The organism is Dietzia sp. SYD-A1, assembly GCF_015356725.1.
In the GTDB taxonomy this organism is placed as follows: Bacteria; Actinomycetota; Actinomycetes; order Mycobacteriales; family Mycobacteriaceae; genus Dietzia.
Genome location: NZ_JADDKI010000216.1, coordinates 1 through 10,497, shown reverse-complemented (window position 1 = coordinate 10,497; position 10,497 = coordinate 1). Strand labels below are relative to the sequence as shown.

Genomic DNA, 10,497 nt, shown 5'->3' with positions numbered 1-10,497 from the left:
GGCACGCGCGCCCGGCCGGCACACGCGCCCGGCCGGCACACGCGCGCAAGCACTGCAGCCACACACGAAATCTCGCGTGTGGCTGCAGTGTTCGAGCGCGGTTGTGCCCGACAGTCGTTCTCGACGGGTGTGGTCAGCGCTCGTCGTCGTCGGCGGGGTCCATGGTCCCGGCCATCGCGGCGGCGGGGATGATCCCGCCGACGAAGACACCCAGGATCGCGACCCCGCCCATCGCGTAGGCGAGGCGATGGCCGTCCCCGAGTTCCAAGGAGGATCCGAAGACCAGCACGATCCCGGTCACGAAACAGAGTCCCACGAGCACCGACAGCGCGGTGGACCTGGCGCGCAGGAGTGTCTGCGTCTCGAACTCGTCGAGGTAGCGCGGCGGGGCGGTGTCCTTGACGTCGATGACGGTGCGCAGCATCGTCCACACCGTACAGATCGCCACCGCCATCGGCACCCAGGCGATCACGATGGGGAGCCAGAAGAACCCGGCCAGGGCGATCAGCGCCATGACCGCGACGCACGCCCAGTTCAACCGGACCAGCAGTCGGCGACGCTCGGGGGTGCGCCAGGAGGGCAGGCTGCCGGAGAGTCGGCCGACGGTCGTCTCGTAACGGCGCTCGGCGGCGGTCAGGGTGTCGTCGGCGATCGAGTTCATGGTGTGTCCTCTGCTCGTGGTGTGTCCGGTGGTGTGCGGCGGTAGATCTCGGTGGACATCGGCTGGAACTCGTCCCGGGAGAACACGGCCTCGACGGGCAGGTCGAACACCGCGCAGATGCGGAAGGCCAGATCCAGGCTGGGGTAGTGGTCGCCCCGTTCGAGCGCCCCCACGGTCTGGGGGTTGACCTCGATCCGTTCGGCGAGCGAGGCCCGGCTGAGTCGGTGCTCGGCCCGCAGGACGGCAATCCGGTTGTAGATGGGGAGCTTTTCTCCCCGTCGCACTGGGCTCATGCAATGCAGTGTTGTAAAAACCCAACGATCTGTCAAGTCTGCCGACGGCGTATTCTGGCTCACATGAGCAGCCTCCACGACATCACCTTCACGACCATCGACGGCGAACAGGCCCGGCTCGGTGACTACGCGGGGCACGCCGTCCTGGTGGTCAACGTGGCCAGCGAGTGTGGACTCACCCCGCAGTACGAGGGTCTGCAGGAACTGGCGGACGACTACCGGGACCGCGGGTTCTTCGTCCTGGGCTTCCCGTGCAACCAGTTCATGGGTCAGGAGCCCGGTGACGAGGACGCGATCAAGAAGTTCACCACCGAGAAGTACGGGATCTCCTTCCCGCTGGCGGCCAAGGTCGACGTCAACGGCCCGGATCGCCACCCGCTGTACGCGGAGCTGACCGCGGTCGCCGACGCCGACGGCCAGGCCGGTGACGTGCAGTGGAACTTCGAGAAATTCCTGCTCTCCCCCGCGGGAGAGGTCGTGGGTCGCTTCCGTCCCAAGGTGGAGCCGGGCGCCCCCGAGCTCACCGAGGCGATCGAGGACGTCCTCCCGGTCTGACCCCGTCCCGGCGCGTCACGTCCGGCCGGGGCGTCACGTCCGGCCGGGGCGTCACCTCCCGTAGGGCCACCGGACGTACACCTCGCCGTCGTCGCTCCGTCACATGGGGCTGCGACCATGGCGACCATGACATCGCGCCCGGCCACCGCCCGCCTCATCGTCTCCGTCTCGGGTCTGCGGGACTCCACTCTCGAGGGAGCGGTCGACCTGGTCGGCGACCTCGAACGGCGACGCGTGCCAGTCTCATTGCTCGTCGCGCCGAGGCGGGGGCGTGAATACCGGATGACCGAGGACCGGGCCACCCAGGGGTGGCTCCGGCACCGTCGCGAGCGGGGTGACTCGATCGTGCTGGGTGGATACGACGAGGCGGCTACCCGACCGCGCCGGCCCGAGTTCGCCGCGATCGGACCTGCGGAGGCGGCAGTCCGTCTCGCCGCTGCGGACCGGATCATGGCCGATATGGGCCTGAGGACGCGGCTTTTCGCACCTCCTCGGTGGAACGCCTCGCCGGGGTGCCTCGAGGCGCTGCCCGGCGCGGGCTTCCGGCTCTGCGCCTCCCTCGTCGGCGTCCATGACGTGGTCCGCGGGACCACGGAGCGTGGACGGGCGCTGTCGATCGGGGAGGGCTTCATCGCCGACGCCTGGTGGTGCCGGGCCCTCGTCACCGCAGCCTGTCGGACGGCGGCGTCGGGAGGTCTGGTGCGCGTCAACGTCTCCGCCACCCAGCTCTCGCGCCGCGCACCGCGGTCGGCGTTGTTGGACGCGGTGGATCGGGTGACCGGGGAGTACGGGGCGATCGCCGGACGCTACGAATGGCCGGCGGTCGCACTGGCCCCCGCGGCCTGAGCCATTCGGTGGCCCCGCCGACTCCTAGTACGATTGGCAGCCGAGCCCCGGCCGGTCCGGGTCCGCCCCCGCGTTTCCACCGATCGAGGAGATCCACCGTGGCCCGAGTCGTCGTCGAAGTCATGCCCAAGGCCGAGATCCTCGATCCGCAGGGGCAGGCCATCCACCGGGCCCTGGGCCGTCTCGGCCACACGGGCGTGACCGACGTCCGTCAGGGCAAGCGGTTCGAGCTCGAGGTGTCCGACGAGGTGTCCGACGCCGAACTCGAGGAGATCGCGTCGTCGCTCCTGGCCAACACGGTCATCGAGGACTGGACGGTCGTGCGCGTGGACACCGCGGAGGTGGCCTCGTGAGCGCACGGGTCGGCGTCATCACCTTCCCCGGCACGCTCGACGACATCGACGCCTCGCGGGCCGTGACCAGGTCCGGCGCGGAGGCCGTCTCGTTGTGGCACGACGACGCCGACCTCAAGGGGGTCGACGCCGTGGTGGTGCCCGGCGGATTCTCCTACGGCGACTACCTGCGTTGCGGCGCGATCGCCTCGATGGCACCCGTCATGGGCGAGGTCATCGCGGCCGCCCGGGGAGGGATGCCGGTGCTGGGCATCTGCAACGGCTTCCAGATCCTGTGTGAGGCGGGCCTGCTGCCCGGTGCCCTCGGGCGCAACCGCGACATGCACTTCGTGTGCCGCGACGAGTGGCTGCGCGTGGAGAACACCGACACCGCGTGGACCGGGCGGTTCGAGCAGGGGGCCGAGATCCTCATCCCCCTCAAGTCCGGCGAGGGGCGCTTCATGGCCACGGCGGAGACGATCGCGCAGCTCGAGGGCGAGGGGCGAGTGGTGTTCCGCTTCGCCGGCGACGCCCCCAACGGATCGACCAACGGCATCGCCGGTATCTGCTCGGAGAACGGCCGGGTCGTGGGCCTCATGCCCCACCCGGAGCACGCGATCGACCCGCTGACCGGCCCCTCCGACGACGGCCTGGGGCTGTTCCTGTCCGCCCTCGACTCGGTGGTCACCGCCTGACCCGAGACCTCTACTCGCCACGACGGGCCCGCCGGGATCACTCCCGGCGGGCCCGTCGTTCAGCAGGGTGGGTCCGCGATCAGAAGGCCGGGGCGCTGCTCCCGATATCCGCCCCGGCTCCACCGAGGATGTTCAGCAGCAGGCCCGGGAGGATGAACGCGGCCTGCGTGAGGGTGTCCACCGCGGAGGACCCGGTGGGCTCGCCGACGCTGCCCGAGGCCTCTCCGATGATGGGAAGGATGATTTCGCTGACCGAACCGACGAGGTCCATGTGGTCTCCTTTACGTAACCGCCCCGAACGGTCTCGGGGTTGATGCCTGCCACCCTGGTGGTCGCAGGTACAGGCGAGTCTGCACCCGGAGTTGGACACGTGGGGACTATTGCGTCCAGTTCGTTACATTAGTGTTTGCTGAGATTCTGACCCTCGAGTGGGTGTGGGCAGACCGGAGCTCGGCGGATCGCCCGTCCTGCCGGCCCTCATGGATGCGGGCGTTCGATCCTCCGGACCGGCAGCGGTCGCCGGACCCGTGGACTGCGGTAGGCGTGGAATGCGGTAGAACCGTGGGGTGAGCGAATCCACCACCCAGCCCGAGTCCGCGTCCGACAGATCCCACCGGCCGTTCGACATCGTCGTCTACGGTGCGACCGGCTACACCGGCGGCCTGGTCGCCGACTACCTGATGCGCAACCTCCCCGAGGGGGGCGCGTGGGCGGTGGCGGGCCGGTCGAGGGTGAAGCTCGATGCGCTCGTGGCCAGGCTCAGCGCCGAGATGCCCGACGTCCCGGCCCCGGGGATCGTGGTGGCGGACACCGGGGATCCGGAGTCACTGGCGGACATGGCCGGGTCGGCCCGTGTCGTGCTCACCACCGTGGGCCCGTACCTCGAGTACGGCGAACCGCTCGTCGCCGCCTGTGCGGAGGCCGGTACCGACTACGTCGACCTCACGGGCGAGCCCGAGTTCGCCGACCGCATGTACCTCGAGTACCACGACACGGCCGTGGCCTCCGGCGCGCGCATCATCCACGCGTGCGGGTTCGACTCCATCCCCCACGACCTGGGCGTGTACTACACCATGAAGCAGGTCCCCGAGGGGGTACCGGTGGCCGTGTACGGCGCGGTCCACGCCGACGCCCAGTTCTCCGGCGGCACCTACCACTCGGCCATCGGCCAGTTCGCCAGGCTCCGCCAGGCCGCCCGCACCGCAAAGGCGCGGCGCGCGAAGGAGGGCAGGGTCGAGGGTCGGCGCATCAAGTCGGTGACGGGCAAGCCGCACCACGACAGCGTCCTCGGTCGCTGGTTGGTCCCCCTGCCCACGATCGACCCGCAGATCGTCCTGCGCTCGGCGGCCGCGTTGGAGAGCTACGGCCCGGACTTCAGCTACGCGCACTACGCCTCGGTCAAATCGCCTCTGACCGCGACGGCGGGCATGGTCGGGGTCGGGGCGCTGGCCGTGGGTGCGCAGATCGGCCCCATCAGGTCTCAGCTTCTCAAGAGGATCGATCGTGGCGCCGGGCCGAGCGAGTCCCGCCGCGCCCGGTCGTCGTTCGACGTGACCTTCGTGGCGTTGGCGGGTGGGCGTCGGGTGGTCACCCGGGTCTGCGGCGGTGACCCCGGATACACCGAGACCTCCATGATGATCGCGGAGTCGGCCCTGTGCCTGGCCTTCGACGAGCTCCCCGCTCTCGCGGGGCAACTCACCACCGCCCAGGCGATGGGGGACGCGCTCCTCGCGCGCGTCGAGCGCGGGGGTCTGACCTTCGAGGTGCTGTCCACCTAGCCCCGGCCGGGAGCGGATTCGCGGGCCGCCGGGGGCCGACTAGACTCGCCCCCGTGACGACTCACGTGGATTCCATCTCGCACGCCTCCGACACCCCCGAGCTCGCCCAGCCGTGGGCCGAACTCGGGCTGAAGGAGGACGAGTACGCCCGGATACGCGAGATCCTCGGCCGTCGGCCCACGGACGCCGAGCTGGCCATGTACTCGGTCATGTGGTCGGAGCACTGCTCGTACAAGTCCTCCAAGGTGCATCTGCGCTACTTCGGCGAGACGACGACGGACGAGATGCGATCCACCATGCTCGCGGGAATCGGCGAGAACGCCGGCGTGGTCGACATCGGTGACGGGTGGGCCGTGACGTTCAAGGTCGAGTCACACAACCACCCCTCCTACATCGAGCCGTACCAGGGCGCCGCGACCGGTGTCGGCGGGATCGTCCGCGACATCATGGCGATGGGCGCGCGCCCGGTGGCGGTCATGGACCAGCTGCGGTTCGGCCCGGCCGACGCGGACGACACCCACCGTGTGCTCCCGGGCGTCGTCGCGGGTGTCGGCGGTTACGGAAACTGCCTCGGTCTGCCGAACCTCGGCGGTGAGACCGTCTTCGATGAGTCCTATGCGGCCAACCCGCTGGTCAACGCCCTGTGTGCTGGCGTGATGCGGGTCGAGGACCTCCATCTCGCGTTCGCGTCCGGGACGGGGAACCGGATCATCCTCTTCGGCGCCCGGACAGGACTCGACGGGATCGGGGGAGTGTCCGTCCTCGCCTCCGAGACCTTCGAGGAGGACGAGCACGGCGCGCCCGTCAAGCCCCGCAAGCTCCCCAGCGTCCAGGTGGGGGACCCGTTCGCCGAGAAGGTGCTCATCGAGTGCTGTCTCGAGCTCTACCGCGAGGAGCTCGTGGTCGGGATCCAGGACCTCGGGGGAGCGGGTCTGGCCTGTGCCACCTCCGAACTCGCCGCGGCGGGTGACGGCGGGATGCACGTCGTGCTGGACAACGTGCCCCTGCGCGCCGAGGGGATGTCGGCGGCGGAGATCCTGTCGAGCGAGTCGCAGGAGCGGATGTGCGCCGTGGTGGCGCCGGAGAACGTGGACGCCTTCATGGAGGTGTGCCGCCGGTGGGACGTGTTGGCCACCGACATCGGTGAGGTCACCGACGGCGACCGGCTCACCATCGAGTTCCGCGGCGAGACCGTGGTGGACGTCCCCCCGCGCACCGTGGCCCACGACGGCCCGGTCTACGATCGCCCCCTGGAGCGCCCGGCGGACCAGGACGCCCTGCAGGCGGACACCACCGCCTCGTTGGCGCGGCCGACCACCGGCGAGGAACTGCGTCGCACGCTCCTCGACATGGTGGCCAGCCCCGCACTGTGTTCGCGCAAGTTCATCACCGAGCAGTACGACCGCTACGTGCGCGGGAACACGGTCCTGGCGGAGAACGCGGACGGCGGGGTCCTGCGGATCGATGAGGAGTCGGGCCGCGGCATCGCGCTGTCGACCGACGCCTCGGGGCGCTACACCAGGCTGGACCCGTACACCGGCGCCCGCCTCGCGTTGGCCGAGGCGTACCGGAACGTGGCCGTCACCGGCGCGCTCCCGGTCGCCGTGACCAACTGCCTCAATTTCGGCTCCCCCGAGGACCCCGGCGTCATGTGGCAGTTCCGCGAGGCCGTCCACGGCCTGGCAGACGGCTGCGCCGAGCTCGGCATCCCCGTGACCGGTGGAAATGTGTCCTTCTACAACCAGACCGGGTCCACACCCATCCTGCCCACTCCCGTCGTGGGGGTGCTCGGGGTGATCGACGACGTCGCGCGTCGTATCCCGACCGCGTTCGGAGACACCCCGGGCGAGAGCGTCTACCTGCTCGGTGAGACCCGGGACGAGCTCGACGGTTCGATCTGGGCGCAGGTCGCCCACCAGCACCTCGGCGGCATGCCCCCGACGGTCGACCTCGAGTGGGAGGCCACGCTCGCCCGGATCCTGGCCACGTGCTCCAAGGACGGCCTGATCACCGGCGCACACGACCTGTCGGAGGGCGGGCTCGCCCAGGCGCTCGTGGAGTCGGCCCTCGCCGGGGAGTGCGGCCTCAGAGTGGTGTTGCCCGCCGACGCGGACCCGTTCGTGTGGCTGTTCTCCGAATCCTCCGGCCGCGTGATCGTGTCGGTTCCCCGGGGCGAGGAGATCCGGTTCCAGCAGATGCTCACGGCACAGCACATCCCGCACACCCGCATCGCCGTCACGGACCCGGACTCGGAGGCCTTCGAGGTCCAGGGGCAGTTCACCCTCACCACCGCCGACCTGCGCGCGGCCCACGAGGGGACGCTGCCGGAGTTGTTCGGCGTCGACCCCGTGTGAGACCCCTCCTCCGGAGTCAGACCGCTCCGAGTACGGTCGCTCCGAACGCGGCCGCTCGGAGGTGGTCCGATGCGTGACCTCCGCAGGCGCGAGCGGGTGCTCGCGGTGGTCCTGGCCGGCACGGCGGGCTTCGTCGACGCGGTCGGCTTCCTGGTGGTGGGCGGTTACTTCGTCTCGTTCATGAGTGGCAACTCCACCCGGCTGGCCGTCGATCTGGTGGAGGGGGACCTCGGGGGCGCGGGCATCGCGGCCGTCGTCCTGGTCTCGTTCTTCCTCGGAGCGGTCGCGGGAGCGGTGGTGACCCGGCTCCGGCCCGGGGACGACCGCCCGGCCGTCCTGGCCCTGGTCGCCTCCTTGCTGTTGCTATCGCTCGCGGTGCACCAGCTCACCGCGGCCACGGTCGTCGGGGCGCCGGCGTCGATGACTGTCGTCGCGGCCTCGATGGGGGCCATGAACTCGGTGTTCCACTCCAGGGGCGAGGTCTCGCTGGGGGTCACCTACATGACCGGTGCGGTGGTCAAGTCCGCACATCGCCTGGTGGATGCGCTGGCGGGGGGGTCGTGGGCGCCCTATCGTCAGCAGGTCTCGCTCTGGGCGGCACTCGCGCTGGGCGGTGTGGCGGGCGCGGTACTCCAGATCGTCCTCGGCGTGGCCGCGCTGGGCGTCGCCGCGGCGGTCGTGGCCGTCGCCCTGGTCGTGACCGTGTGGGTGCGCGGGCGGGAGCGCCGAGGGGCTTGAGGCAGGGGGCCGAGGTGGGGCCCGAGGCCGGGACCAGATGGCCTGGTTCAGCCTCGTCGCCGTGCCCGCAGATAGGCCTCCCGCGCGGCGAGGCCATGGACCACCTCGTCGATCATGGGACGGACGAACCGCGCGCGGTGCGCGGAGTCTGAGGCCGCCGCGGCGGCCAGGTTGAGGGCGGAGAACGCGGCGAGGGTGAGCGAGACCCGCACCAGGGTCACGCTGATCGGGACGCCTGCCAGCAGGCCGCCGAGACCCTCCGTCGTCCAGAGCGTCCACCGGGTCTCGGTGGCCTCGGGGATCGCTATCCACCCCAGGAAGACGAAGAACAGGAAGACCAGGCAGGCGAACAGCGCGGCCTGGATCAGGGTGGCGATCACCGGGACCAGCAGGACGTTGATCCGTTCGGCGATCCGCAGTTCCCGGCCCGGCGCCCGGGCCTCCAACTCGTCGTGGAGGTCGTCGCGCGTGGTGATGGTCACGAGGAGGACCGTGAGCAGGCCCATGACGCCCACCACGGCGAAGGTCCGCGGCCAGGACAGGGCCACCATCACCTGCCAGATCTCCGCGCTGAAGAACAGGAAGAGCACGGCCAACATGAGGACCGGCAGGACCCGGGCCACCATGTGGCCCATGGTCCCCAGCTCGCGCCGGACCCGCCGTGCGGACCAGCGCACGAGCGAGCCCGCGCCGACGTAGGTGCCCACCAGGACCCCCGCCGCGAGCAGAACGGTCGTGCCCGGGCCGGGGCCGTCATGGGGTTCGAAGGACAGCGGGGCCGCCACGACGAGCGCGACCGCCGAGGCGAGCCCGATGACGGACCCGGGCAATGGGCCCACGCGACGGACCACGCGGGCCACGAACCAGCCGAGGATCGGCGCAGCGATGAACAGTCCGAGTGCCAACAGGAGCAGGAGGATGATCGGATCGCTCACCGCCAGCTCCTCCCATTCGGGGGAGTCCTCTCCGACCCGCTCGAGCAGCGCCACCGCGTAGTCGTTCGAGCGGTCCAGTGCGGAGAGACCCGAGGTGGCCACCGCGAGGCCCGCGCTGACCCCGGCCGAACGGACCAGGATCTCCCGGGCCCGCGTGGACGGGACGATCATCATCGGCAGGCCGAGGTCCCGCAGGTGATCCTCGTGGGCGCCGAGGCTGCTGGCCGGCGTCGGAGCTGTCGTGGACACGGGGGATATTCTGGCAGTCATCGTGCTCCACGCGGACCGTACCGCGGACTATCGTCGAGCCATGCCCACCAGCGAGCGACCGGTCACGTCGCCCGGCGCGGAATCGGACGACCCTGCCGGGCCGGCCGGGCCGGAGACACAGGCCGGGCCCCCGGTCTACGCCCGCCTGCCGTCCAAGGTGCGGGACGACGACGTCCGTCCGGCGCTGCCGGGTCAGATCGTCGACACGGTGTTCTTCGCCCTGGCCACCCTCTCGGCCGGATGGTTGGGCTGGCGACTGTTGGACGAGGTGTGGCGCCACACGTGGTGGCACCTGTTCCTGCTGATCCCGTTCTGGGCGCTCGTGGCCTATCTGGTCCTGCCCCGCCTGCAGACCATGATCACCTCGGTCTACGTGCCCGGGTACTTCATCGCCCGCACCCGGACGTCAGACGGTCTGCTGGGGGACCCGGTCAACCTGGCCGTCGACGGCACGGCCCGGCAGATCCACGAGGCCATGACGGCCTGTGGTTGGGTGCTGGCCGACGACGTCACGGTCCGCTCGTCCTGGGGCATCATCCTGTCCTCGGTGCTGCGGCGGTCCTACCCCTCGGCGCCGGTGAGCCCCCTGCGGCTCTTCGGCCGGAGGCAGTGCCTGGCATACCAACAGGAGGTGGAGGGCAACGCGGCGCAGCGACATCACGTCCGGTTCTGGCGGTGCCCCGACGGCTGGCTGCTGCCCGGCGGCCATCGCGTGCAGTGGCTCGGGGCGGGAACCTACGACAGGGCGGTGGGGCTGTCGCTGTTCACCCTGCAGGTGACCCACAAGATCGACGCGGACATCGACGTGGAGCGCGACTACATCGTGGCCTCGATCCGGTACCACGTCCCCGCCGCGGAGGTCCGCGTACTCGAGAACTTCTCGGCCGGGTATCACTCCCGGAACGGCGGGGGCGACGCGATCCGCACGGACGGCGACCTGCCGGTGGTGGACCTGCGGGCCGTTCCGGTCCCCGAGGTCGCCGCGGCCGATCTGCCCGCCGGGCTGGTGCGGGCCGCCCGCGGGTACGACGACCCCCAGG

Annotated in this window: 12 protein-coding genes; 8 read left to right on the top strand and 4 right to left on the bottom strand. The window is 70.6% G+C overall.

The window, feature by feature from the left end; genetic code table 11:
• Nucleotides 1–133: 133 nt before the first annotated feature.
• Together IY392_RS09800 and IY392_RS09795 are read right to left on the bottom strand one after the other, a co-directional pair.
• Nucleotides 134–661 (bottom strand): hypothetical protein, encoded by a 528-nt coding sequence (locus IY392_RS09800; RefSeq protein ID WP_107755782.1) that lies wholly within the window; start codon nucleotides 659–661, stop codon nucleotides 134–136.
• Nucleotides 658–954 carry a helix-turn-helix transcriptional regulator gene (locus IY392_RS09795; protein ID WP_107755783.1) on the bottom strand — a complete coding sequence of 99 codons (297 nt, stop codon included), beginning with the start codon at nucleotides 952–954 and terminating at the stop codon, nucleotides 658–660. Before IY392_RS09795 ends, IY392_RS09800 begins: the two co-directional genes overlap by 4 nt.
• 63 nt (nucleotides 955–1,017) lie before the next feature.
• Here IY392_RS09795 and IY392_RS09790 point away from each other — a divergent pair, with 63 nt between their 5' ends.
• The 4 genes from IY392_RS09790 to purQ all read left to right on the top strand — a co-directional run bounded on the left by IY392_RS09790 (nucleotide 1,018) and on the right by purQ (nucleotide 3,382).
• Nucleotides 1,018–1,509: a glutathione peroxidase gene (locus IY392_RS09790; RefSeq protein WP_107755784.1), complete on the top strand. Its 492-nt coding sequence runs from the start codon at nucleotides 1,018–1,020 to the stop codon at nucleotides 1,507–1,509.
• 126 nt (nucleotides 1,510–1,635) lie between these two features.
• Nucleotides 1,636–2,355, top strand: coding sequence for a DUF2334 domain-containing protein (locus tag IY392_RS09785; protein WP_107757982.1), 720 nt, complete (start codon nucleotides 1,636–1,638; stop codon nucleotides 2,353–2,355).
• A gap of 98 nt (nucleotides 2,356–2,453) precedes the next feature.
• On the top strand, nucleotides 2,454–2,708 hold the full coding sequence (purS, locus tag IY392_RS09780) for a phosphoribosylformylglycinamidine synthase subunit PurS (RefSeq protein WP_182612072.1): 255 nt from the start codon (nucleotides 2,454–2,456) through the stop codon (nucleotides 2,706–2,708).
• The gene (gene purQ / locus IY392_RS09775; protein ID WP_182612071.1) at nucleotides 2,705–3,382 is read left to right on the top strand and encodes a phosphoribosylformylglycinamidine synthase subunit PurQ; all 678 of its coding nucleotides are present in this window, start codon (nucleotides 2,705–2,707) and stop codon (nucleotides 3,380–3,382) included. Before purS ends, purQ begins: the two co-directional genes overlap by 4 nt.
• Nucleotides 3,383–3,461: 79 nt before the next feature.
• On the opposite strand, the gene IY392_RS09770 is transcribed toward purQ, so the two are convergent.
• Nucleotides 3,462–3,653, bottom strand: a complete 192-nt coding sequence (locus IY392_RS09770) for a hypothetical protein (protein ID WP_107755787.1) — start codon at nucleotides 3,651–3,653, stop codon at nucleotides 3,462–3,464.
• Nucleotides 3,654–3,948: 295 nt separating this feature from the next.
• On the opposite strand from IY392_RS09770, the gene IY392_RS09765 reads away from it, so the two are divergent.
• The 3 genes from IY392_RS09765 to IY392_RS09755 all read left to right on the top strand — a co-directional run bounded on the left by IY392_RS09765 (nucleotide 3,949) and on the right by IY392_RS09755 (nucleotide 8,252).
• Nucleotides 3,949–5,160 (top strand): trans-acting enoyl reductase family protein, encoded by a 1,212-nt coding sequence (locus IY392_RS09765; RefSeq protein ID WP_182612070.1) that lies wholly within the window; start codon nucleotides 3,949–3,951, stop codon nucleotides 5,158–5,160.
• Nucleotides 5,161–5,213: 53 nt separating this feature from the next.
• On the top strand, nucleotides 5,214–7,514 hold the full coding sequence (gene purL / locus IY392_RS09760; protein WP_107755789.1) for a phosphoribosylformylglycinamidine synthase subunit PurL: 2,301 nt from the start codon (nucleotides 5,214–5,216) through the stop codon (nucleotides 7,512–7,514).
• Nucleotides 7,515–7,583: 69 nt separating this feature from the next.
• Complete coding sequence (locus IY392_RS09755) at nucleotides 7,584–8,252, top strand: YoaK family protein (protein WP_194861096.1); 669 nt, start codon at nucleotides 7,584–7,586, stop codon at nucleotides 8,250–8,252.
• A 47-nt stretch (nucleotides 8,253–8,299) separates the two neighbouring features.
• On the opposite strand, the gene IY392_RS09750 is transcribed toward IY392_RS09755, so the two are convergent.
• The gene (locus tag IY392_RS09750) at nucleotides 8,300–9,436 is read right to left on the bottom strand and encodes a hypothetical protein (RefSeq protein WP_194861095.1); all 1,137 of its coding nucleotides are present in this window, start codon (nucleotides 9,434–9,436) and stop codon (nucleotides 8,300–8,302) included.
• Nucleotides 9,437–9,497: 61 nt separating this feature from the next.
• Between IY392_RS09750 and IY392_RS09745 the strand changes: the two genes are divergently transcribed.
• Nucleotides 9,498–10,497: LssY C-terminal domain-containing protein (locus IY392_RS09745; RefSeq protein WP_228549233.1), on the top strand; the 1,000-nt coding region annotated here is incomplete at its 3' end.

Excerpts from the sequence above, each read along its gene's own strand:
- IY392_RS09800 (WP_107755782.1), bottom strand. The coding sequence starts at position 661 with ATGAACTCGATCGCCGACGACACCCTGACCGCCGCCGAGCGCCGTTAC.
- IY392_RS09795 (WP_107755783.1), bottom strand. The coding sequence starts at position 954 with ATGAGCCCAGTGCGACGGGGAGAAAAGCTCCCCATCTACAACCGGATT.
- IY392_RS09790 (WP_107755784.1), top strand. The coding sequence starts at position 1,018 with ATGAGCAGCCTCCACGACATCACCTTCACGACCATCGACGGCGAACAG.
- IY392_RS09785 (WP_107757982.1), top strand. The coding sequence starts at position 1,636 with ATGACATCGCGCCCGGCCACCGCCCGCCTCATCGTCTCCGTCTCGGGT.
- IY392_RS09770 (WP_107755787.1), bottom strand. The coding sequence starts at position 3,653 with ATGGACCTCGTCGGTTCGGTCAGCGAAATCATCCTTCCCATCATCGGA.
- IY392_RS09755 (WP_194861096.1), top strand. The coding sequence starts at position 7,584 with ATGCGTGACCTCCGCAGGCGCGAGCGGGTGCTCGCGGTGGTCCTGGCC.